Origin of the sequence: Spiroplasma endosymbiont of Lonchoptera lutea, from assembly GCF_964019715.1 — a bacterium.
GTDB lineage: Bacteria > Bacillota_I > Bacilli_A > Mycoplasmatales > Nriv7 > Nriv7.
The window spans coordinates 1,197,970-1,223,287 of sequence record NZ_OZ026463.1; the positions used below are offsets into that span (position 1 = coordinate 1,197,970).

General features: G+C 24.9%; 23 protein-coding genes and 1 pseudogene. 8 read left to right on the forward strand and 16 right to left on the reverse strand.

The window, feature by feature from the left end; genetic code table 4:
* Positions 1–71 precede the first annotated feature (71 nt).
* The 11 genes and pseudogenes from rsmG to metG all read right to left on the reverse strand — a co-directional run bounded on the left by rsmG (position 72) and on the right by metG (position 12,400).
* Positions 72–758, reverse strand: coding sequence for a 16S rRNA (guanine(527)-N(7))-methyltransferase RsmG (gene rsmG / locus AACK97_RS06810; protein WP_338967621.1), 687 nt, complete (start codon positions 756–758; stop codon positions 72–74).
* Between the two features lies 1 nt (position 759).
* Positions 760–1,653 (reverse strand): ABC transporter permease subunit, encoded by an 894-nt coding sequence (locus AACK97_RS06815; RefSeq protein WP_338967624.1) that lies wholly within the window; start codon positions 1,651–1,653, stop codon positions 760–762.
* Positions 1,654–1,655: 2 nt separating this feature from the next.
* Positions 1,656–2,783 carry an ABC transporter permease subunit gene (locus tag AACK97_RS06820; protein WP_338967626.1) on the reverse strand — a complete coding sequence of 376 codons (1,128 nt, stop codon included), beginning with the start codon at positions 2,781–2,783 and terminating at the stop codon, positions 1,656–1,658.
* Positions 2,784–2,785: 2 nt separating this feature from the next.
* On the reverse strand, positions 2,786–4,456 hold the full coding sequence (locus AACK97_RS06825) for an ATP-binding cassette domain-containing protein (protein ID WP_338967627.1): 1,671 nt from the start codon (positions 4,454–4,456) through the stop codon (positions 2,786–2,788).
* Complete coding sequence (locus AACK97_RS06830) at positions 4,456–5,598, reverse strand: hypothetical protein (protein ID WP_338967629.1); 1,143 nt, start codon at positions 5,596–5,598, stop codon at positions 4,456–4,458. The genes AACK97_RS06825 and AACK97_RS06830 overlap by 1 nt, the downstream gene beginning before the upstream one ends.
* 27 nt (positions 5,599–5,625) lie before the next feature.
* On the reverse strand, positions 5,626–7,497 hold the full coding sequence (gene mnmG, locus AACK97_RS06835; protein WP_338967632.1) for a tRNA uridine-5-carboxymethylaminomethyl(34) synthesis enzyme MnmG: 1,872 nt from the start codon (positions 7,495–7,497) through the stop codon (positions 5,626–5,628).
* A gap of 114 nt (positions 7,498–7,611) precedes the next feature.
* Positions 7,612–8,199, reverse strand: a complete 588-nt coding sequence (locus AACK97_RS06840) for an SIMPL domain-containing protein (protein ID WP_338967634.1) — start codon at positions 8,197–8,199, stop codon at positions 7,612–7,614.
* A gap of 19 nt (positions 8,200–8,218) precedes the next feature.
* Positions 8,219–9,163, reverse strand: coding sequence for an IS30 family transposase (locus AACK97_RS06845; RefSeq protein ID WP_338967637.1), 945 nt, complete (start codon positions 9,161–9,163; stop codon positions 8,219–8,221).
* 175 nt (positions 9,164–9,338) lie between these two features.
* A pseudogene (locus AACK97_RS06850) lies at positions 9,339–10,283 on the reverse strand (IS30 family transposase).
* Between the two features lie 25 nt (positions 10,284–10,308).
* Positions 10,309–10,827 (reverse strand): hypothetical protein, encoded by a 519-nt coding sequence (locus AACK97_RS06855; protein WP_338967642.1) that lies wholly within the window; start codon positions 10,825–10,827, stop codon positions 10,309–10,311.
* 28 nt (positions 10,828–10,855) lie between these two features.
* Entirely contained in the window at positions 10,856–12,400 is a 1,545-nt protein-coding gene (gene metG / locus AACK97_RS06860) for a methionine--tRNA ligase (RefSeq protein ID WP_338967645.1), read from the reverse strand.
* Between the two features lie 92 nt (positions 12,401–12,492).
* Here metG and tpx point away from each other — a divergent pair, with 92 nt between their 5' ends.
* Positions 12,493–12,981 carry a thiol peroxidase gene (gene tpx, locus AACK97_RS06865; protein WP_338967647.1) on the forward strand — a complete coding sequence of 163 codons (489 nt, stop codon included), beginning with the start codon at positions 12,493–12,495 and terminating at the stop codon, positions 12,979–12,981.
* Positions 12,982–13,050: 69 nt separating this feature from the next.
* Here the strand turns inward: tpx and AACK97_RS06870 are convergent, their stop codons facing one another.
* Complete coding sequence (locus AACK97_RS06870) at positions 13,051–13,290, reverse strand: hypothetical protein (RefSeq protein WP_338967649.1); 240 nt, start codon at positions 13,288–13,290, stop codon at positions 13,051–13,053.
* 150 nt (positions 13,291–13,440) lie between these two features.
* Between AACK97_RS06870 and AACK97_RS06875 the strand changes: the two genes are divergently transcribed.
* The 4 genes from AACK97_RS06875 (at position 13,441) to AACK97_RS06890 (ending at position 15,063) form a co-directional block, all read left to right on the forward strand.
* Positions 13,441–13,596, forward strand: coding sequence for a hypothetical protein (locus AACK97_RS06875; protein ID WP_338966990.1), 156 nt, complete (start codon positions 13,441–13,443; stop codon positions 13,594–13,596).
* Positions 13,589–13,888 (forward strand): hypothetical protein, encoded by a 300-nt coding sequence (locus AACK97_RS06880; RefSeq protein WP_338967651.1) that lies wholly within the window; start codon positions 13,589–13,591, stop codon positions 13,886–13,888. Before AACK97_RS06875 ends, AACK97_RS06880 begins: the two co-directional genes overlap by 8 nt.
* Before the next feature lie 132 nt (positions 13,889–14,020).
* A complete protein-coding gene (locus AACK97_RS06885; protein ID WP_338967653.1) occupies positions 14,021–14,836 on the forward strand; it encodes a rolling circle replication-associated protein in 816 nt (271 codons plus the stop codon).
* A gap of 101 nt (positions 14,837–14,937) precedes the next feature.
* Positions 14,938–15,063: a hypothetical protein gene (locus AACK97_RS06890; RefSeq protein WP_338967655.1), complete on the forward strand. Its 126-nt coding sequence runs from the start codon at positions 14,938–14,940 to the stop codon at positions 15,061–15,063.
* On the opposite strand, the gene AACK97_RS06895 is transcribed toward AACK97_RS06890, so the two are convergent.
* The 3 genes from AACK97_RS06895 to AACK97_RS06905 all read right to left on the reverse strand — a co-directional run bounded on the left by AACK97_RS06895 (position 15,055) and on the right by AACK97_RS06905 (position 18,273).
* A complete protein-coding gene (locus AACK97_RS06895) occupies positions 15,055–15,999 on the reverse strand; it encodes an IS30 family transposase (RefSeq protein ID WP_338967657.1) in 945 nt (314 codons plus the stop codon). The genes AACK97_RS06890 and AACK97_RS06895 overlap by 9 nt on opposite strands.
* A 120-nt stretch (positions 16,000–16,119) precedes the next feature.
* Complete coding sequence (locus tag AACK97_RS06900; RefSeq protein WP_338967659.1) at positions 16,120–16,608, reverse strand: hypothetical protein; 489 nt, start codon at positions 16,606–16,608, stop codon at positions 16,120–16,122.
* A gap of 282 nt (positions 16,609–16,890) precedes the next feature.
* Positions 16,891–18,273, reverse strand: a complete 1,383-nt coding sequence (locus AACK97_RS06905; RefSeq protein WP_338967661.1) for an Mbov_0401 family ICE element transposase-like protein — start codon at positions 18,271–18,273, stop codon at positions 16,891–16,893.
* A gap of 248 nt (positions 18,274–18,521) precedes the next feature.
* On the opposite strand from AACK97_RS06905, the gene AACK97_RS06910 reads away from it, so the two are divergent.
* From AACK97_RS06910 to AACK97_RS06920, 3 genes are all read left to right on the forward strand, one after another.
* Positions 18,522–19,730: a ribosome-inactivating family protein gene (locus AACK97_RS06910; protein ID WP_338967662.1), complete on the forward strand. Its 1,209-nt coding sequence runs from the start codon at positions 18,522–18,524 to the stop codon at positions 19,728–19,730.
* Positions 19,731–19,820: 90 nt separating this feature from the next.
* Entirely contained in the window at positions 19,821–20,765 is a 945-nt protein-coding gene (locus tag AACK97_RS06915; protein WP_338966716.1) for an IS30 family transposase, read from the forward strand.
* Between the two features lie 19 nt (positions 20,766–20,784).
* The gene (locus AACK97_RS06920) at positions 20,785–24,492 is read left to right on the forward strand and encodes an ankyrin repeat domain-containing protein (RefSeq protein WP_338967664.1); all 3,708 of its coding nucleotides are present in this window, start codon (positions 20,785–20,787) and stop codon (positions 24,490–24,492) included.
* A gap of 255 nt (positions 24,493–24,747) precedes the next feature.
* Here the strand turns inward: AACK97_RS06920 and AACK97_RS06925 are convergent, their stop codons facing one another.
* Complete coding sequence (locus tag AACK97_RS06925) at positions 24,748–25,230, reverse strand: hypothetical protein (RefSeq protein WP_338967666.1); 483 nt, start codon at positions 25,228–25,230, stop codon at positions 24,748–24,750.
* Between the last annotated feature and the right edge of the window lie 88 nt (positions 25,231–25,318).

The following is a 25,318-nucleotide window of genomic DNA, read 5'->3' on the forward strand; positions in this document are numbered from 1 at the left end:
AACTTCCTTTTTTAAGATTCCCAAATATTTTACCTAATTATATTAACATTATAACAAGAGTTTATTAAAAATTATAATGGTCATCGTTTTATTTTAGCAAAATCTCGCGGATATAATTTATCAATCGCTTTTTGCTTAATAAAATATAAAATTGTTCTTTTACCTAAAAAATTTCAATTACTACTATAAGTAGATATTAACTCTGTATTTAAAACTTTTAAAGCATTTTGACTATTAAATAATTCTTGATTAGTTTCTGATTTTAAAGCAATAAACATTCCTTTAACTTTTACAATTGGTATACATAATTCTAATAACATATTCAACTGAGCAACCGCTCTGACAGTAACAATATCAAAAAAATCACGATATTGAATCGCAATATTTTCAACACGATTATTAATAATCGTTACATCTTTTAAAAATAAGTTTTCAACTACTGCTTGTAAAAATAAACACTTTTTAGTAATTGCTTCAACAAGAAATAATTTAACCTTCGGAAATAAAATCTTAATAACGATTCCTGGAAATCCAGCTCCCGTATCAACATCACATATGAGTTGTTGTTCTAAAACAACATTTTTTGTTAATAACAATGAATCAAAAAAATGTTTTTGATAAACCTCTTCTTTACTAATTATTGTTGTAAGATTCATTTTCTCATTTCATTGTTGCAATAATTCAAAATATTTTTCTAATTGTTTTATTTGTTCATTAGAACAAACAATATTTATTTTCTTTAATAAACTAACTAACATCTTAACTTTTTTCCTTCGTATACGGCGTATTTAACATTTTTGGCATCCGATCATTTTTTTCATATAATGCAAATAGTGGCGCAATTAATAATGGTAAAACATAAGGTAATATTGTCCATCATCACTTATTACTATCTTGTCGTAAAAATCCACTAAATTCAAGTAAAACTGTTACTAAATAAGTAAAAAATACGCTGCGAAATACTGCTCATTGACTTAATGCCACAATCGCAAAAGCAATTAATCCGATATTATTAACACTAACATCAAAAGTGCCTTTTTGGTTTGTAAAAAATGCACCACCTAATGCTATTAAACCAAAGCCAACAATAACTGCTAAATAACGAATTTTAACAACATTTATTTGACTTAAAGTTAAAACAACAGCATTCTTTCCAGCTGCTTTAAAATATAACCCCATTCGCGTTAAAAAGAAAAAAGAAGAAACAACTAATATTAAAATAACATTAAAAATAAAAACTAAAGATAACGGATATCCGATAAATATTGGAGCAATAAAAATTTCATTAGCATCTAATGTTCTTTGTCCATAATTAAATATTAAAATTAGCGAACTCAAACCTAAAGCCAAATAATTTCAAATAAATGAAACAAGAAACTGATTAGTTTTTAAAGAAACCGTTAATACCGCATGAATTAAACCTAATCCCATACCAATAACAAATGCTAAAAAAAAACCTAAAAAACAAATATTATCACCAAGAAATAAATATTGTTTAATCACAATTGCATACGATAACCCCCCTAAAATCATTACGCCATCAACACCAAAATTTAAAATCCCCACTTTTTGCATTATTAAACATCCCATAGCTGCGAATAGTAATGGTGCTGATAATGATAAACTACTAATAAAAATATTAACAATATTCATAATTATCGTCGCCCCTTATTAATTATATTAGTTGCATCATTAACATCAGGTCGTTGGTTTACTAACGCCTCCCGCATTCTAAAATTAATTAAAAACTTTGGTTCTTGTTTTCATAAAATAATATAACTTACTAAAACAGAAATGGTAATACAAAATGAAAAAATAATATCAATGATTTCATAATCAAATGATGTCAACGAAAGAAATTGAGTTTGCGAACGAATTAAACCAACTAAAATACTAAGCAACAAAACCCCAATACGCGAATTAAATGCTCATAAGGGAATCAACAAATTATCAAATTCTTGTAACATTGTTGAACTTAATGTTCCTAATTTATTTAGATTAGCAACAAAATAAGTATAGCCTGCGATTCCGGCAATTGCTCCTGAAATTGTCATAATAATTAATTGCTTAGCATTAGGATTTAATCTTGCATATTGCGCCGCCTCAACATTAGCAACGGTTAATTCTAAACGAAAACCAAACACGCGACGATCTAATAAAATCGTTACAAAACCATAAATAAACAAAGCAATAAAAATTGTAATAGAAAAATAAACCGTCATACTTAATTTAATTATTAAAGAAGCATTATTATTAATAATACCATCATTATATTGACTTCATTCTGGTAAATAATAATAAATATTAAAAGCAATAATATTAAGCAACAAAGTTGATGCCATTTCATTAATCTTAAAATAAGTTTTAAAAAAACCAGCAATGAGAGCATACAATGCCCCTGCAATAATTGATACTAAAATTAATAACATTGTTGTAAATTTAGTAGTAATACCAACAGCACTTAATAATCGTGAAGTAATAAATGTGATTGTTGCCCCAATAATCATTTGCCCAATAACTCCAAGATTATAAATTCGAAACCGAAATGCTACTAACGAAGCTAATGATGCTAATAGCAAATATGAAAATGAATTTACAAAATTATGAAAATGATTAATATCATTAAAAGGCATTAAAAATAATGTATCATATGCTTTCAAAGAACTAACTTTAAAAAGCGTAAAGATTATTGCCGATAAGACAAAAAGCAAAACTACTGTTAATGAAACCACCGTTGCTGCTTTTAATTTTTTGTTAGTTCAAAAATTTCTTATAATATTCATTTCTAACCACCAGTAATCCTTATTTTAATTGTCGCTATTACTTGCACAATTTTATCTTTAACTATTGTAATTTTATTAATAATTTTTTGCCACAATAAAACTTTTCGAGAAATACTTTTATATTTTAATTCACTTTTAGTAATTTGAATATGTTTATCAATCAAATCTTCGCGTTTTTTAGAAAGAAGCAGTGGATTGTTTAAAATATTACTTTTAACATCATCCCCTTCTAAGGTAGCAACCATTCTCCCATTTTGAATAACTGTCACCCGATTAGCTAATAATTCTAAAAGATGCGAATCACAATCAATTAAAAGAAATGCTACGCCTTTTTTTTGCAAGGCAATAATACGATTAATAATCAATTTTGCTGAATCATTATCTAAATGCATTAACGGATTAACTAAAATAACAACTTTCGGGTTTGTTTCTAATGTCCTTGCTAAAACAAATTTTTGTAATTCACCATTAGATAAAGTATTGGCAATACTATTACCATTAATAAAATCAGGCATTTGATAATTTTGTAAAATCTTTTTTAATTTAAATCAAATATCATCACGCCTTAAAACCCCAGCATTTAAATATTTAGGATTATTATGATGTCATAAAATAAAATTATCAATTAAAGAATAACTATCAATAGTTGCATCTTGTAAAAAATTTTCTGGTACTAAATCAATGCCTAATTTATAACGATACGCCTGATTCTTTTTATTAATACTATCATTTTTAAAAAATATTCTTACTGTTGGTGATTTAGTTTTTCCTGAAATTATATCCCCAATTAAGGAACTACTAATATTTGTGCGATCATAAACTCCTAAAATTTCACCAACTTGTAAAATTAAATCAATGCCTTCTAATTTTGGATAATTGCGTTTATTAAAACTAATATCTTCAACATATAATACTAATTCCCTTTTTTTAAAAGATTCTTTTTTATGGTCAATCATTGTTGTTCAATATTTATGTTGAATTTTCTTTACTTTTAAAACATTTTTATTATGCTTTGTCCACACAATCCGACCTTTATTTAATAACGAATAATGATTTGACACTGCTTTAGCAAATTCTTTACTTCGTGTTGAAAAAATTACTGTAATTTTATCTTTAATAAAAGATTTAAAAATTGGTAAAAACTCCTCTTCTTGTTCCAACGGTAAACCGACTGTTGGCTCATCTAAAACTAAAATTCGTGGTTTTTGGTACAAGGCTCTTAGTAATGCCACCTTTCTTTGTTCTGATAATGAAAGAATCCCAAACTGTTTATTTAAATCAACATAAATTTTATACTTCCGCATTAATTTTTCAATTTTAGCTTCAGTTTTTCCTCAATTAATAAATATTTTCAAAAATTGTGGTTCATTTCCCAAAACTATATTTTGTCGAACACTAAAATCAGGAATAAAGTAAGTATCTTGTCCAGCATAACTAATTTGATAGTTAGGAGTCAAAAACTGTCCGATGCGTTTATTAGCAACTTTAATCACACCATCGGTGGGATTTTCCAAACCAGCTAATAAACGCACACAAGTTGTTTTACCAGCCCCATTATCACCAACTAAGGCATGAATTTCACCAGAATTTACCTTTAAAGTAATATTATTTAAAACTAAATTATCTTGATATTGTTTATAAACATTATTAAATTCAATTAAAGGTGATGACATTAGCTAGTTCCTTCTTTACAAAAATGTTGTGATAATCGAGCATTAATAACATTACATTGCAAAGACTTTCACACAAATTTATTATTATCAAATTGTTGATGAGAAAATTTAATATCTTGGATATCAACAATAATATCACTAACGAAATTTCAATCAGTTAATAACTGTGGTTTTATTTCCTCAGAATGATAAATTTTAGATAATATACCCGTAAAATTACGATTAATACTAGCAAGTAAATAATTTTTGGGTTTAATATGATATTTTTCTTTATTCATAATATCAACACTAACAAAATAATGTTTTTTTAAATTATCATTATTATCAATAAAAGCTTTTACTAAATTATTACTATATAATAACAACGGATCAAAAATTAAACTAACTTGATGATTTTCTAATAATGCTTTTGCAGTATTATACATATTATTACGATTCCAATCAGAGATAATTAAAGGATCACGATTATCAATTGATGTTTGTCAATCAACAAAATTAAACTCATAACCACCATCTTGTTTACTATCAATTTGCGCTTGATATAGTCCTTGTTGAAACCCAAAAGTTAATCGTTGTGCTAATTGATCATTTAAATATTCAACAGCACTAACTTGAATTTTATTATCAATCATTGTAAAATCTTGATGATTTTTTAACATATAAATACCTGATTGATATCCTAAATTATAACCCATTGTCAAAACATCAAATTTAATTTCAACTAAATTAACAATTTTATTACTAACAGAATTATGAACATAATCATAATCTAAGGTAATAATTTTATTACCCGTAGCAACCGACTTTTCTAACTCTTTTGTTAAATTAGGAATATTATTAGCAAAATTATGATTTAAAGCAATAAAATATTTTGTTTTATTTTTAGTATGCGTATTCAACATATTTTGTCAAAATAACAATTGCGTACTCTTATCAGCAATATTATCAATAATTCAATAATTATCTAAAATATCAATTGATGAATTATAAAAGTTTTTTGTTGTTGCATTATCATAAATACTTAATGGATGATTAGCAAAAATAACTGCTTGATCAGTAACAGAAAGACTACAACCAAAAATGGGAAGAGCAAAGATACTAGCAATATTAATACTATTTATTAATTTAAAGATTTTATCCACTTTATTCCCACCTTAACAAACTAATTATTAACTAGTTTGTGGATATTTTTTTTGTAAATGAAATAACAATGATACAATATCGGCGGGATTAACTCCCGAAATTCGTGAAGCTTGAGCGACTGTTAGCGGTTGAACTAACTTTAATTTTTCTTTGGCTTCAATAGCAATATTAGCAACAAAATCATAGTTAATATCTCGCGGAATTTGTTTTTTTTCTAATTTAATTTTTCGCGTAATTTGCTTTTGATGGCGATCTAAATAACCACTAAATTTATTTCTAATTTCACAATTAGTTTTTTGATTTTGATTTAATAAATTAATACTAGTAACATAAGGTACTAAAAAATTCAATGATATTTCTGGTCGTTTTAGTAAATCTCACGCACTAATACCAGCAGTTAACAATGAAAAATTACTCTCTTGTAATGCCTTTTGAATTGTTGAATTAGGTGTAAATCGTGTTACTCTTAATTCATTTTCAACAATATTTTGTAATTGACATTGCTTTTGATATTCATCTCACTCTACCCTACTTACTAAACCAATATCATAAGCATATTGTTTTAAACGATCTTCAGCATTATCATTTCTTAAAAAAATCCGATGTTCAGCTCGTGAAGTTAATAACCGATAAGGTTCCGATACTCCTTTAGTAACTAAGTCATCAATTAAAACGCCAATATACGCTTCATCTCTTCTTAAAATAAATGGTGCTTTATTCACTAATTGACAATGAACATTAATCGCTGCCATTAATCCTTGACAAGCAGCTTCTTCATAACCACTAGTACCATTAATTTGTCCAGCACTAAATAAATTTTTAATTATTTTGGTTTCTAAGGTTGATTTTAGTTGTAAAGGATCAATAGCATCATATTCAATGGCATATGCTCATTTAAGAACTTGAACATTTTCTAATCCCGGCAAAGTTCTTAACATCCGATCTTGAATATCAATCGGCATTGATGTAGAAAATCCTTGAACATAAATTGTTTCTAAAGCAACTGATTCTGGTTCTAAAAAAATTTGATGTCGTGATTTATCAGCAAATCTAACAACCTTATCTTCAATACTTGGACAATATCTTGGTCCAACACTAATGGGGATAGCACGATACATTGCTGATGCCTTTAAATTTTCATTAATAATTTGATGGGTATTTTCATTAGTATAAATAAGTCAACAAGGAACTTGTTTTTTTAAAGGCACAAACTCTTTTGTAGAAAAAGAAAATGCTAATGGTAAATCAGTTCCTAATTCTAATTGCATTTTACTGTAATCAATACTATGTTTATGAACTCGTGGTGGTGTTCCAGTTTTTAAGCGAATAACTTTAAATCCTAATTGTGCTAATTGTTTTGATATTCCATAAGAACCTTTTTGTCCATCAGGACCTTCCTGTTTAACACTAGACCCTTGTAAAACTTTAGCTTCCATATAAGTACCTGTTGTTAAAATAACTTTTTTAGCTTTAATTATTGTACCGTCATTTAAAATGATACCCTTAACAGTATGATTTTCTATTAATAACTCATTTACCATTGCTGATAGTACCGTTAAATTATCTTGTTGCCTAATAACATCATACATATATTTACTATATGCAATCTTATCGGATTGCGTTCTTATTGCTCAAACTGCTGGTCCGCGTGAACTATTTAATAGCTTCATTTGTAATGCTGTTTTATCCGCAGCTTTAGCCATCTCACCACCCAAAGCATCAATTTCTCTAACAACAATTCCCTTAGCAGGACCACCAATTGATGGATTACAAGGCATACTCGCAATCTTTGTTGGATCAAGAGTGACCATCAGTGTCTTATGTTTCAACCGTGCACAAGCTAAAGCTGCTTCCACCCCAGCGTGTCCCCCGCCAATAACAATTACATCATATACCATTTAAATCACCTACTTTAATACCTTTTAATTTATTTCCCTTAAATTATATCTTATTTGTCTCCCAAATAAAAACAAGACTTTTTTTACAAGTCTTGTTTTAAATTTATATTTTTATTAACCAAAAACCTTAATAAAATCTTGATCTTCAATAACACTTTTATTAATAGGGACAACAAATGTGTCATCAAGAAACTTAGTAAATTTAAAATGATAATCATCTAACGAAATAACAAAATTTTTTAATCTATATGTGAAACCTACTTTAACTTTTCAACCAAATTTGTTTTTATAAAAATTAGCAATTTTTTTAGCATTAATTAAATCATCTTCTTTGTTATTAGAATAGTCAATATCTACTATCTCATCAAAGAAATTAACATCTTTTTCAATTATTTTATTTAAAAAATCACTAATATTTTGAAAATTATTAAAATAAACTCTTATTTCTTTACTAAATGTTCCAACTTTAAAAATAACTGCTTTATAATTTTCATCAAGCTTTAAAAGACCATCAGATTGTATGGTATTATTAACATTATACATACTAATCGTAATCCGACTAGATTCTTTACCAAATTGATTTTTTAAATTTTTTCGAAGTTTTTCTAAAACATCACTAATCTTTTTATCAATAGTCATTCCTTCTAAGTCAAAAGGATTATCTTTAGTAAATTTCGCTAAATACTCTTTTACTTTAGCCAAATTGTAAAGTTAAGTGCAACTAAATTATTTTTCTAACCAAATATTCGATTGGCGAAAGATAATTTAGTATTTTTCTTGGTCTTTGGTTTAAAGACAATATAAATTTATGAACTGCATTTTTAGTAATGTTTGAAAAATTAAATTTTTTAGGAAATTTTTCTCTAATTAAACCATTAGTATTTTCATTAGTACCTCTTTGTCAAGGTGAATATGCATCAGCAAAATAAATTTTCACATTTAAATTTTTTTCAAGTTGTTGTCAATTAGCAAATTCTTTACCCCTATCAAATGTTATAGTCTTAACAAGATTATTTGGAAGAATTGATAAATAATGACTAATATTTTTGTTAATAACTTTAGTAGTTCTATTTTCAACTAATATTGCTAAAGTAAATCTTGATGTTCTTTCAACTAAAGTTATTAAACATGATTTACTTTTACCTCGTGATGATACTACAGTATCACCTTCTCAATGGCCAAGAGTTATGCGATTATTAACATTTCGTTCTTTAATGGATTTACCATTAAATTTACCCCGATTTTCTTGAGATTTTCGTTTCTTACCTTTTCTTCTTAAATTTTTACTAGTAACCTTTTCAAGTAATCCAGAATAAATTCAATTGTAAATTGTTTTAAAACTAATAATTCATTCTTGATGAAAATTTTTAATTCTGCCATAAATTTGTTCAAGCGATCAACCTAATAATAATTTTTGTTGTACATATTTTACTAATTCTCTATTTTTAAATTTATGAAAATAAACATGTAATTGTTTTCTATTTTCTGCTTTATTTTGTGCAATTAATGAAAAATAATGATTATTATCTTTATTTCTATTAACTTCTCGATTAATAGTACTAATACTTCGATTAAGATTTTTAGCTATTTCACTAATTTTTACTTTAAATTTCAATTGATTCTCAATATAAATTCTTTCATCTATGCCAAGATGTTTGTATCCCATATAAAAACTCCTTAAATTTACTTTTTCTAAAATAAACTTAGCATCATGAAATTTTTATATGAAATCTTTTGCAATTTTATTTACTTGCACTTACAAGTATAATTCAGCTTTATTAAATAACTGTTCATCAGTTCTTTTAAAATTCCTGAATTGTAAATATAAATGGGACAGTTTTTTAAAATAATTGTATTAAATCTATTGGTCTTTTATAAGATAATGATTTTCTGGGTGTAGAATTAATTTGAAATGCTATAGAATTTAAGTCTTTTTGTTTATATGAAGATAAATCAGTAGATTTTGGTAAATATCTTCTTAAAATACCATTATTGTTCTCATTTAAACCTCTTTAACAAGGTTTTCCGGCATCTGCAAAATAAATTTTAACATTACAATTTTTTTCAATTAATTTTCATTTACTAAATTCTTTACCACGATCAAAAGTAATAGTTTTAATTGTTCCTGGTATTAATTTTGAAATAAATTTTATTATACTTTGTGTAATACTTTCTGCTTTATGATTTTTAGTTTTCAAAGGAATTGTGGTTTTTGATCATATATCAGCTAAAGTAATAATAGAACTTTTATGATCTTTACCAACGATAGTATCTCCCTCTAAATGGCCAAATTCTTGTATATTTTTAATATTTGGAATGATTAAATTTCTTTCATGAATAGATTTACAATTATTAATTCTGCCCCTAGTTTCTTTTTGTTTATGAGGTTTATTTTTGTCTTTTCTCAATAAATTTTTTTCATCAAAACCCATTCGATTTGTTTTAAACATGTTATATAAAGTTTTTGTTGAAATATTTTTTATTTTATTTTTCTTTAAAAAATCAGCAATTATATCAAGAGCATAATTTTTAGTAATTAACAAATGATTGATAGTATTAATTTCTGTTAAAGTTAAAATTATTAATTTTCTACCTGCATTTTGTTTATTTTTTTGAACTTGATTCAATATTTCTAATGGTAATAAGTTTTGAATTAATAATTTACAAACTCTGTGTACAGTTGATTTACTATAATCAATTGCTTTTGCTATTTTACGAATAGAAAATCCATAACTTTTATATTCTTTTATTGCTATTATTGATTCAATAGTCAGATACTTATACATTGTGCTAATTCCTTTCTTTTCTTAATTATAGAATTAACACAATTTGTTTTTTATATATAAGTGTCCTTTTTAATTTTACATTTCAGGTAACAATTGGTTTTTCACCAATATGAAAACACATATAACAAATTACTAATAATGGAATAATTAAATGCTGACTCATATTTTCAAATCAAGTAATCGGTGCCATTGTTATCGCCGCAAAAGGGAGCATCATTGTCATATATGTTATAAAAGTAATAGAAATATATAATGAGATGACAATTAAACCACCTTGTCTTAAAACTAGTGGTTTATCACTTTTAAAGTGATAAATTGCTGCTAATAAAAATCACACAAAAACAATAATATTACTTTGAATTGTAAAATAACTAAAATATTGACCTTGAAAACCCGTATAAGAAAAAGGCTCATCAATACTTCGCATTCAAGTTTTAGTTATTAAATGTTCAACATAGCCAAAAATTAAAACTGATAATGTAAAGACAGCAATTACGATTTCATAAATGAACCACCATTTATTAGAATCTTTAGTAATTTTCATAAAATATCCTCCTTTAAATTAAAAATAATTAACTATTATTTATTCGCGGAAATAATATTTGTTTCAAATTAATTTTAACATTATCTAAGTCTTGAAAATTAGTTAAATTTGTAAAATTTAACTGTTCGTAATTAATATTTAATTGTTGAAAAATAACAATACTTTTCGTTACTAAAACAGGTTGTAATAAATACGCACTTACTTTTAAAACTTGTAATAAATTATTAATAACTTTATTTAAATTAACATCATGATTAGTAAATAATATTCAAGGAGTTCTTTCTTCAATATACTTATTAGCATAATGTAATAATTCAATTACTGCTTTAACAGCATCATTAATTAAATATTGATCCATTTTTGCTTCATAACTTTCAATTGTTAAATGAATGTGTTGTTCTAATGCCTTATCTAAATCATTAGTACTAGGAACATACTGCGGAATAACATTATTAAAATATTTTTCGGTCATTGTCATTGTTCTTGATAATAAATTACCTAAATTATTAACTAAATTACTATTATAAGAATCAATTAATAATTGTAAGCTATAATTACTATCTCTGGTAATATGTAAATCATTAACAAGAAAAAATCGTAAAGCATCACTACCATACTCATTAATTAATTGTAATGGATTAATACTATTATCTTTTGATTTTGACATTTTATCATTATTCATTGTGATTCACGAATGACTAATTAATTTATTAGGTAAACGAATATTTAATGCCATTAATAGGATTGGTCAATAAATAGCATGAAATCTAGTAATTTCTTTACCTAAAAATTGCACAATTTCACTATTTTCGCCTCAATATTTATTAAATTCACTATTATCTGATGAAAGATAACCTAATGAACTTAAATAATTGCTTAAAGCATCAATTCAAACATAAATTATATGTTTGGAATTTTCTTTAACCGGAATCCCTCAATTAAAACTTGTTCTTGTAACACTTAAATCTTGAAGTCCCGGACTTAAAAAATTATTAATCATTTCATTCATTCGTGATTCGGGATAAATAAAATCAGGATGTTGATGATAATAAGCTAACAATTGTTTTTGATACTTTGAAACTTTAAAAAAATAACTTTCTTCTTGTAAAAACTTTAATTGTTGATTACATAATAAATGCAACTTATCACGAGAAATTTGTGATTTAGTAACAAATTCTTCACAAGCAATACAATATCAACCTTCATATTGATCTAAGTAAATATCTTCTTGGGCTAATAACTGATTAAAGATTTTTTCAACAACAATAGTATGTTCTTGACTACTAGTTCTAATAAATTTAGAATAATCAATGTGTAAGGCTGTTCATAAATCTTTAAACTTATTAACGATGCCATCAACAAATTCTTGGGGGGTAATATTTGCTAATTGTGCCGCCTTAGCAATTTTTTGTCCATGTTCATCACTACCAGTAGTAAAAAATACTTCATAACCTTGTTGTTTCTTATAACGCGCTAAAACATCACTTAAAACTGTTGTATACGCATGTCCTAAGTGCAATTCATTATTCGGATAATATATTGGCGTTGAAACATAAAAATATTTTGGTTGCATAACTTCATCCTTTATCAAATTATTTATATTATATATTATATTACATTATTTCTTTATATAATTAAATTATACATACCCTAAGGAGGACTAATATGGAAGTAAAAATGAAAGGAAAACCTTTACAATTAATTAAAGAACCAATTAAAATTAGTGAAACTCTTGATTTTATCGCCACTAATCTTAATATGTCAGACTTTAAAATAACTGATATCGTCAATAAAAAGAAAGTAATCTCAGTTGTCCCCAGTGTTGATACTAGCACTTGTTTAACCCAAACTAAACATATGAACGAAAATATTAGTAAACTAGAAAATATGCAACTAATTACAATTTCAAGAGACCTACCCTTCGCCCAAAATAAAGCTTGTGAAAGTTTTAAAGACAATAATCACATCCTTATATCTGATTACAAATACCGTGATTTCGGCATTAAAACTGGTTTAGTAATCCAAAAACTAGAACTTCTAGCAAGAACCTTATTAGTATTAGATGAAAACAACATCGTTATCTATATTGATATTAACGAAGAAACATCAGTGGAACCGAATTACACTAAACTATGAGACTTTTTAAACAAATAATCACATATGTTAAAAACACACTTTATACAAAGTGTGTTTTATTTATTTTATTATTAATTTATATAAGTTTTATATATGTGAAAGGCCTTTTAAATATAAACTTAATGAAACTTCATCTAAACTACCAACTTTAACAGTTAAATCAAGATCTGTTTCACCAAAAAAAGAAGTTAATTTATTATTTTTTGAAATTGGTGTTCCATCCTCAATACTTACTTGATCATAGTTTATTTTTCCCAAATATTTTTGTAATTGTTCTTTTAAAAGAGCAATAGCTTCGCTCCTTGAGTTTGTAGAAACCATATACATATGACAAGATTTTGTTTTCTACAAACTTTTAGGGGGTGTTTTCTTTTGGCAGTAATATTTTGTATTGAATGCGACAACGAAAGTTATGTTGTTGGTAATAAAAATACAGTTGGAATCTGTAATTCTTGCGATGAAAAGGGTTTTTAAATTTTGAAAGGAACGATAGATTATAAAATATGTCGCTGGTGTTTACATCTATTTAGTGATAAACGATATTTGCATGTTGCTTGTGAGAAAAAATTTATTAATCATATTAAAAAAATTTTAAAAAATAAAAGTAAAAGGAATTTAAAAAATAATGTTTAAAGTTAAATTAGTTAGTATAAAAAGAAAAATATTTAAAAATAAAGATGGCTCTATGATGTCAGGTTATTCTGCCGAATTTTTGCGTTATGAAAATAACTTATTTGAGCCTACCGGCGAACAAAAGGCTTTATGAATTGATGATAACAATCTAGAACAACAAGAAATTTATAAACTGTTAAAAGAAAATGTTAAATCATTTTTTAGTTGCGAATTAACTTTTGAAAAAACCCCCAAAATAGTTAACTTGCAAAAAATTGAATTATCAAAAAATCAAAAAAACTTGTCCAGTTAATTGATAATCATTTCGGTCTGCGAAGCGGTGCGGAAGGCGTATGCCCCGCCCGCTAGCGGGTTAGTCGGCGAAGCCGACTATTACTTGATTAAATAACACAACTGGCGAAAATCTAAAACGGGAGCATAAAATATGAATTTACAATCTCAAAATCCAACTGATTTTTATATGAAAACGATTTATTATGGTCAATATATTCGTAATATTGTTATGCCTTTAGAATGCATCAAAGCAAATACTCGTAGTGCTAGCGGTTTAAAAAATAAGGGTAATTGTGATACAAAATTGCTTAATAGCAATATTCGTGCAAAATCTAATGTCATTCGGAAGGCATATCATAATTTTTGAGACTGTAAAAAACTTACATTCTTAACGCTTACTTATGCTGATGTTAATGAATTTGATATTAGAAAATGTAAGCGTGATTTAAATAAATTTTTTAAAAAATTAAAATACTGATTTAAAGTTAAAAATAAAAATATTAAGTATTTGTATACCTATGAATATCAGAAACGAGGCGTTATTCATTTTCATATTTTAATTACCGAAAAAATACCACATAAAATTATTTTACAATTTTGACCTTATGGCATTAATAAAAATATTAGAGTTCGTGAAAACACTAATGAAATGGTTGTAAAATACTGCTCCAAATATATAACTAAAAATGTTCTGAATGAAAAATCATTAAATCAATATGACTTAAATATCAAGGCTTATCAATTCTCATATAACTGTCAAAATCCCATTACTAGAAAACAAGTATTTACCGATACTTTGAATAATATTGTTAATCGAACCGTAAATTCCGAATTTGTAAAATACTTAAAATCAGCAGTTAATAACTTTAAAACCAAAATGTGCGGAGCAATCTATGAATTTAAAAATATTAATTTATATAGACTTTGAAAGTGCAAATTATGCTTCATTAGAAAGTTTAAGATTTAGAAACCAACTAAGAAAAATCAAACATTAGGAGTTAAAAAATGAAAGAAAAATTGCAATTTAAAATAACAATTAAAAATTAGAAAATTAAGGAGAAAAGAAAAATGAGTATTTTTGGATTAGTGTTTTTTACGATTTTAACATTATTACTAGCATACTATATTGCGGTTAATATTTATCGTTTTTTTAACCTGAATTGTAAATATAAATGGGACAGTTTTTTAAAATAATTGTATTAAATCTATTGGTCTTTTATAAGATAATGATTTTCTGGGTGTAGAATTAATTTGAAATGCTATAGAATTTAAGTCTTTTTGTTTATATGAAAATAAATCAGTAGATTTTGGTAAATATCTTCTTAAAATACCATTATTGTTCTCATTTAAACCTCTTTGACAAGGTTTTCCGGCATCTGCAAAATAAATTTTAACATTACAATTTTTTTCAATTAATTTTCATTTACTAAATTCTTTACCACGATCAAAAGTAATAGTTTTAATTGTTCCTGGTATTAATTTTGAAATAAATTTTATTATACTTTGTGTAATACTTTCTGCTTTATGATTTTTAGTTTTCAAAGGAATTGTGGTTTTTGATCATATATCAGCTAAAGTAATAATAGAACTTTTATGATCTTTACCAACGATAGTATCTCCCTCTAAATGGCCAAATTCTTGTATATTTTTAATATTTGGAATGATTAAATTTCTTTCATGAATAGATTTACAATTATTAATTCTGCCCCTAGTTTCTTTTTGTTTATGAGGTTTATTTTTGCCTTTTCTCAATAAATTTTTTTCATCAAAACCCATTCGATTTGTTTTAAACATGTTATATAAAGTTTTTGTTGAAATATTTTTTATTTTATTTTTCTTTAAAAAATCAGCAATTATATCAAGAGCATAATTTTTAGTAATTAACAAATGATTGATAGTATTAATTTCTGTTAAAGTTAAAATTATTAATTTTCTACCTGCATTTTGTTTATTTTTTTGAACTTGATTCAATATTTCTAATGGTAATAAGTTTTGATTTAATAATTTACAAACTCTGTGTACAGTTGATTTACTATAATCAATTGCTTTTGCTATTTTACGAATAGAAAATCCATAACTTTTATATTCTTTTATTGCTATTATTGATTCAATAGTCAGATACTTATACATTGTGCTAATTCCTTTCTTTTCTTAATTATAGAATTAACACAATTTGTTTTTTATATAAGTGTCCTTTTTAATTTTACATTTCAGGTTAAAGCTACATTTTGGGGTAGCGATTTTAACAGTTTAATTATTTTTAAATTCAGTTTTAAATTCTAATATTTTTCATTTGGCATATCTTTCATTTTTATCTCATTCTTGTATTTTCATTTTTATGTTTTTTAATTTTTTATTTTGATATGATAAAAAATCTTTATTTTCTCAATATCTTGGTTCACTGTTTTTTTCTCAATTTAAATCATATTCTAATGATTTTAATATTGGTAGTGTAATCTTGTCATTTTTATCAACATAAAATTCTCAATCATTAAGTTTCATTCGCGGAGGCAAGTTTTTGGGCATAAATTCATTTTCTACATTAACTTTTATTTCTCATTTTTGATTTCACTTGCTGTTGTCATCTTTTGATGATTTAAGTGTTAATTTTGATTTTTTTAAGTTTAATTCGTATGACTCATTCTTAATTTGTAATATTGGTTTATTTTCTTTTTTAGAACACCCAACTATTGGCAATGTTGTCAGCCCCAAAAGAGCTATTATATTTAAAATTTTCATAAATTTAACTCCTTCATTTTGTTTTTTCAATATATATATATATATATAATTATACAAAAATTCTTAATATCATTAGAAAAATGGCAAAACCGAGGTCGCGTTTAGTTTTCTTAGGTATTGCTTTGAAGAAGTAAAACAATCAGCTAATTATATTATTTAATTACTAAACTAACCCTGCCTTTCTTGTTATTATCATTTTTATTCTTTTTCATTTTATCATATTATTGAATTTTTACACAACAAAAATTATTAATTTTATTAAATTTTAACTAATATTTTTACTTACTTAAATCTATTATATTTATTTGTTACAGCATTACCTTTATAGTTAATTCAACTATCATCATTTTTGTTATTATATTTATTTCATAATGAAGTTTTATATATTTCTTTTCTGATTTCTATTTCTGAATTAATATTTTCATTAATGTAATGTAATACATTTAATTTGTTTAAATTTGCCATTCTTAAATGTAATAAGTTATTTAAATTTTTATGATTATATATTTTCGCCCCATATCCTAATTGTTGTTTTACCAAATGTGACACATCACTTTCAATGCTACAACCAATATTTCATTCTAAATTTTGATTATGAATACCTTGCTTATTATTACTGAAATAATTACTCGCCTTTCTTAAATTTATTTTAATATCTTTATTTAATTCATTTTTAGCAACATTACGAATGTTTTTGATTAATTCTTGATGATTTCCATCCTTATATAATTTAATTCAACTATTTAGTGTTACTTTACGATTTTCAAAAATAATATTAAATGCAGTTTGTTTTAATTTTTTAATAGCATGATAACCATCTAAAATATATCTAACATTACCAAAACTATTGGCAATTTCTCTAATTCAAGTAGCACCATCACCACAAACAATTATTTTGTCATAATTAATATTAACATAATGTTTTTGCAATTCTTTAATTAATAAATCACGATAATCCATCGTATTTATTTGTTTACCAACTTTTAACATTAGAAAATGACCTCGTTTATTTTCTAACTCTCTACGAGCATTTTTGTATTTTTTTTCTTTATGTCCGGTATGAAAAGTAACTAAACGAATTCTTTGGTCTTGTTTAACTTTCTGATCTAATGTCGCTAAAAATGTTTCATCTAGTTGAATATATAAATTCTTATTTTTGATATCAATTCTAGTTTTAGTTTCTTTTTCTGCTAATTGAAAATATTCGGCAATATTGTATTTATTTAAAATATTTGAAATACTACTTTTTGAAATATAACAATGATTTAGAGCATCTAAAACATCGCGATACCGTTTACCATCGCCCAAAAGACTTAAAACTTTAAATTGGACATCAAAATAAATGCGTTGTTTGGGCAATAAACCAATTTCTTTATCTAGTAAACATACATATTCGAATTTACCTGATTTTTGATTTCAATATTTATATCGGCGTCGTTTAAAAGTAACATCACCAAAAATTGTAATAATTGTTCTTGATGCAAAATGAACTACTTTATAACCTTGTTTTAACCGATAATGATATTTATATAAATATTCATCTAATTTTTCGTATTCATTAGTTAATTGTTTGCATTTATTGGTGTACATATTTTTATGCGTTGTAAATAAGTTTAATCAATGCTTATTTTCTAAGGTTTTTACATTATTATTAATTTCTAACATAATAAGTTACCTTTCTTGATAGTAATTTTAATAAAGTTTAGTTAGCTTATTTTTCTGCTTTAATGATAAATATTTTTTTAGAACTAGTATTCAATATCCTGAAAAAATGATATAAATTCTTATTTTAATGATTTATAATTAATTTGTATTAATTAAATTTTATAAATTTAAGAAAAGGTTTACGGGATGATTACTATAAAAATTTATTAATTTAGTAAAAATTGACATAAAGGTAAAGGATTTAATAAATGAAAAAACTTTTAGGATTATTAGGAACAATTTTAATAACTGGCAACGCCTTGCCGACCGTGATTGCAGCTGCTCCTAATCGAAAACAAAGAACAAAAACTAAATTATTAAATAGTGAGCTTAATTATTCACAAACAAATAATTTAGAAAATCTCCAAAGAAGTAAAAGACAAAACAACGAAGATATTTCAAATACTCCAAAAATACAAGATGAACAACAATCTCAATTTTCATCAAATTCAGATAATCAAATTGATATTATTGAAAAAGAAGTTACTCTGGATAAAAATTATTCCGAAGGTATTAAAAAAATATTACAAGAACTGATTGATGAAAAATATATTGATCCATTAAGAAGTATCAATATGGGCGGACTTATAAGCAAAGAACTTGATAATAAAACAATTATTTCTAAATTAGAAGAATTAGATCCTAAAATGATTAATTGAATTAAAAAACAACAAAATAACAAAGAAAAAATACTAATATTAACATTAAAAAATAGTAATAATAAAAGGATAAAATTAGTAATTAATTTAAATAATCTTTATTTACTGGGATTTATTAATAATCAAAATCAATATTTTTATTTTGATGATGAACTTTTAGAAAAAATAAAACAACATAATCAAGAAGAAATCAAAAAACTTAATAATTTAAAGGAAAAATTAAATAATTTAAAAGAAAACAAACTTTTATTTAATGAAGAAAAAGTAAAAGAATATTTACAACAAAAAAATGAACTTATTCCACTTAAAGAAAAAGAAAAAAAAATTAAAAAATTAAATTATAATAATGAATTAAATTCTTTAAATAAAAAAATTAATAATTTACAAGGTGAAAATTTAAAAGATGAAGAAAAAAAAATTAAAGCTTTAAATGAATCAGTAATTAAAAAATATAATTGTCAAAATATTAATTTAAATTATACAGGAGCATATACAAGTGACGGTTTAAATGTTGTAATAAAAGAAAATGGAAAACTCGATAAAGGAAAAGATATTATTATTTCAAAAGATACTTTAAATAATGCAATTACAAATTTAACAAATTATCATAATAAACAACAAAATCAATCAATAAAAGATGATTTAGTAAGAATGATTTTTATTACAAGTGAAGCTATGAGATTTCAATGTGATGAAAAAACTTTAGAAATTTTTGCAGAAATTAAAAATACCAATGAATTAGCTGAATTATACTTGTAAGTGCAAGTAAATAAAATTGCAAAAGATTTCATATAAAAATTTCATGATGCTAAGTTTATTTTAGAAAAAGTAAATTTAAGGAGTTTTTATATGGGATACAAACATCTTGGCATAGATGAAAGAATTTATATTGAGAATCAATTGAAATTTAAAGTAAAAATTAGTGAAATAGCTAAAAATCTTAATCGAAGTATTAGTACTATTAATCGAGAAGTTAATAGAAATAAAGATAATAATCATTATTTTTCATTAATTGCACAAAATAAAGCAGAAAATAGAAAACAATTACATGTTTATTTTCATAAATTTAAAAATAGAGAATTAGTAAAATATGTACAACAAAAATTATTATTAGGTTGATCGCCTGAACAAATTTATGGCAGAATTAAAAATTTTCATCAAGAATGAATTATTAGTTTTAAAACAATTTACAATTGAATTTATTCTGGATTACTTGAAAAGGTTACTAGTAAAAATTTAAGAAGAAAAGGTAAGAAACGAAAATCTCAAGAAAATCGGGGTAAATTTAATGGTAAATCCATTAAAGAACGAAATGTTAATAATCGCATAACTCTTGGCCATTGAGAAGGTGATACTGTAGTATCATCACGAGGTAAAAGTAAATCATGTTTAATAACTTTAGTTGAAAGAACATCAAGATTTACTTTAGCAATATTAGTTGAAAATAGAACTACTAAAGTTATTAACAAAAATATTAGTCATTATTTATCAATTCTTCCAAATAATCTTGTTAAGACTATAACATTTGATAGGGGTAAAGAATTTGCTAATTGACAACAACTTGAAAAAAATTTAAATGTGAAAATTTATTTTGCTGATGCATATTCACCTTGACAAAGAGGTACTAATGAAAATACTAATGGTTTAATTAGAGAAAAATTTCCTAAAAAATTTAATTTTTCAAACACTACTAAAAATGCAGTTCATAAATTTATATTGTCTTTAAACCAAAGACCAAGAAAAATACTAAATTATCTTTCGCCAATCGAATATTTGGTTAGAAAAATAATTTAGTTGCACTTAACTTTACAATTTGGCATTAAAAAAAATCATAGCTGAGAGTCAAAATATATTAATAAATATTCAAGAAAAAATATTTATTAAAAATCAAAAAATAAATTGAAAAGATTATACATCACAATTAAGGGGTGATTGAAAAAAATATTCAGAACAATTCAATAAATTTAGAATAGAAATTTGAAATGAATTAAATGAATTTAAAAAAATTTTTAATTTTATTAATGATTCAAAATATGAAGTAAACGAATTTCTAACAAAAATATTAGATAATAATGTAGAGAAAATAAAACAAATTTTAAAAATTGCACAAGAAACTAATTTAATTCAAAAAATAAATAAATATGATTTAGATAATAAACAAGCTATTATTTTTTTGCTTAGTATAAAAAAAGATATTATTACTTGAAAAAAAAGATTAGATAAATTATTTCCATTAAAAAACTGAAAAGAAATAGAATTTGGTTGTTTTAAATTTTTACATGTAACAATTTTACAACGCAACCTTGATTTAACTAAATTACTGATTAATATTGATGCTGGTACTACTGATATTAATCCTCAATATAAAAATAGCTTAAGTCTTTTATATTATGCAATAGATACAGGCGACATTCAAATAGTAAAATTATTGATTGATAATGATGCTGATGTTAATTTTCAAGATGAAAACGGTTTAACTCCTTTACATTTTGCAATAGAGAATGCAATAGATACAGGTGACATTCAAATAGTAAAATTATTGATTGATAATGGTGCTGATCCTAATGTTTTAGATTGTAATAATGATTTTATTTCACCTTTACATTATGCAATTATAAAAAACAAAAAAGAAGTGGTGGAAGTGCTTTTAAAATCAAAAAACATTAAAAATAAAATTAATAATAAAAGTTATCTAAATATAGGATGTTTACATTGAATAAGTTTAAATTCAAAAAATATAAATAATTTAGAAATAGCAGAATTATTGATTGATAATGGTGCTGATGTTAATCTTCAAGATGAAAACGATGCAACTCCTTTATACTATGCAATAAGTACCAACAATAAAGAAATGGTTCAATTATTAATTAATAAAGGAGCTAATATTAAAAATATAACTAAGAATGGTTTAACCCCACTATATTACGCAATAATTTTAGACAATAAAGAAATGGTTCAATTATTAATTGAAAAAGGTGCTAATGTTAATATGCAAGATGAAAACGGTTTAACTCCTTTACATTTTGCAATAGAAGAAAATAATCAAGAAATGGTTCAATTATTAATTAATAATAATGCTGATGTTAACATTAAAATAACATCAGATGGTGCAACTATTTTACATTATGCAATTCTAAACAATAAAAAAGAAATGGTAAAGTTATTGATTAAAAAAGGTGCTAATGTTAATAACGGTGTAAATGGTTTAATTCCTTTATACTATGCAATAAGTACCAACAATAAAGAAATGGTTCAATTATTAATTAATAAAGGAGCTAATGTTAATATGCAAGATGAAAATGATTTTTCTCCTTTATACTATGCAATAAATGAAGAGAACATTGAAATCGTTAAATTATTGCTTGCCAATGATGCGGATGTTAATCTTCAAAATAAAAATGGTTTAACTCCTTTACTTTATTCAAAATATAACAAATATATAAAAATTGAGAATCTTTTTAAAAATTTTAAAAATTTAAAAAATAAAATAGAATCATTAAATGAACAATTAAAAAAGATAAAAATTAATGAACAAAAAACAAAAATTAATAACAATTTAAAAAAATCTGAGGATAAATTAAAAAAATTATTGTATGTTACACTTGATAAAAAAATATATACGCCAATTTATACACAAAAAACAATTACAGAATATGAATATAATGCTGGTATAGGACAAAATAATTTAAATGCACCAACACATCAAAATAATCTATATGATGTTCCTGCAGATAATAGTTGTTTATTTTGGTCTGTGGCAACAGCTTATTTATTGCCGGTCCGAAATAATTATGAAGAATTTAGAGCAAGATTCATTCAATTATTTGGTGAAGAAAATTTAAAAAATATATTACATCTTCAAAAATTACTACAACAATATGATTTAATAAATAATAGAAATTTAAATCAATTATGATATAAAGATGTAATAGTAAATAATTTAGTCACAAATGTTTTTCGTAATAGTGTTGAGGATTATATTGAAAAAAATTTAGATAATCCTATTCAAAACAATTCTAATAGAAGCCAAGCACCAACTTTTAGAAATCTTATTCAAGAAAATAATGAAGTTGCTTCTAACTACTTAGAAAGAATGCGGCAATCTTCATCGTGGGGTGGGGTGCCAGAAATAATAGCAATGAGTAATATTTTAAATTCTAACATTAGTGTAAATAATGACGGATCTTATCAACCCGTGCATCAAAATGCAAATAATAATAACATCGCGATATCTTATGTTGAGCTTGAAAAAGGTTCGGGTATTAACAATCATTATAATTTTGCTTTAACACCAGAAGAAGATCAAACAAATCACCTTATTGTTATTAATGACAATCAGGGAAATGCCCCGGTCGTTGATATAACCAAGAGACCAGATAATTTACTACCAATCACGCCAAAACCAGAGGCGAACGCAATTAAATTAGCAGTTGATGATCATGGTCAATACCACGCCAATTTGGCCAACAACAATAATGATGATGATGCTAATCAAGGTAATAATATTGCCAAAGCACCAGAACCAGCAACAACCCCATTGCAAAAAGATGAATATCATTTTGTAGATAAAAAAACAGAAGATGATAGTTTAAAAAATGATGAAAATTTAGAAATTAACTTAATTAAAAACAATAAAGACGAAATAAAACAAAATGCCTCGGCAGGAAATCAATCCATCAGTACAAATATTGAGAATTTACAAACAACAACTGCTGAGGCAATAAATCAATACAACGCTCTTTCAAAAGAAGAAAAATTAAAAAAATTAAATGAAATTAATCGTTATTATCAAACATTACCGGAAAACGATAAAAAAACTTTTAAAGAAAAATTAACAAATACTGGATTAGCAGCTTTAAGTGGGGGTGCATTAACAGCTTATGGAACCAAAATAACTGTTAGTGGCACCGCCGCCGCTACTGGTGTTACAAATGCAGAAGCAATGGAAATGGCCCCGCTCTTATCAACAAGCACAACAGAAAGCTTGGCCGCCGCAGAAACAATTACTGTTGCCGAAACAGCGGCGGTTGAAGGCGGAGTTATAGCCGGAGAAGCTGGTACTGCTGCCGCTCTGGCTCCGGAAACCCTAGGCCTATCCTTAGTGATTGGAGGATTGGCAATTGCCGGAACATGAATGTATTTGACTTTTCATCATCATGCAACATCTGATATTGCGTTGCCAACTTCAATTCATCATAATGTTTATGATAACATTGAAAAATGATATAAATTTCTAGCCCTTGATCAATTAAAAATTAAAATTAACAAAAATACATGAAATGAAATTAAACAAAATAAAAATTCACAAGCAACCATTACTAAAATTATTAAAAATAAATTTATTATAAATGACCATTCTGGCTGAGGCGAAAGTGTCACAAATGAAGATTTCAATACTCTCGTAAAAGTAATACTGCTTCATTTTGAACAAATAAATGGTTATTTTGAAATATTAGATAATGAAAATGATGGTTTTGTCATTATAACCAACACTGAAGGTGATTGACTAGGAATAGAATAAAATTTAACATTATTAATTAAAAGAGAAAAATATTTCTTATATGTGTTATGTAGAATAACCTAACTTCAAATTTTAATTTTAATATATTTGTTAATTATTTAAATTAAGATTAAAAATATTTTTACTAAAGCAGTATTTAAATTTAAATACTGCTTTTTTATTTTGTCAAAATAGAAAAAATGAAAAAATTGTTTAAGAGCAGTATCGTCATATAAAGCTACATTTTGGGGTAGCGATTTTAACAGTTTAATTATTTTAATTAAATTCAGTTTTAAATTCTAATATTTTTCATTTGGCATATCTTTCATTTTTATCTCATTCTTGTACTTTCATTTTTATGTTTTTTAATTTTTTATTTTGATATGATAAAAAATTTTTATTTTCTCAATATCTTGGTTCACTGTTTTTTTCTCAATTTAAATCATATTCTAATGATTTTAATATCGGTATTGTAATCTTGTCATTTTTATCAACATAAAATTCTCAATCATTAAGTTTCATTCGCGGAGGCAAGTTTTTGGGCATAAATTCATTTTCTACATTAACTTTTATTTCTCATTTTTGATTTCACTTGCTGTTGTCATCTTTTGATGATTTAAGTGTTAATTTTGATTTTTTTAAGTTTAAGTCGTATGACTCATTCTTAATTTGTAATATTGGTTTATTTTCTTTTTTAGAACACCCGACTATTGGCAATGTTGTCAGCCCCAAAAGAGCTATTATATTTAAAATTTTCATAAATTTAACTCCTTCATTTTATTTTTTCAATAGACTTGGTACATAACCTTTAATTTTATCTACTATTTTGATAATATTATTTCCTAGG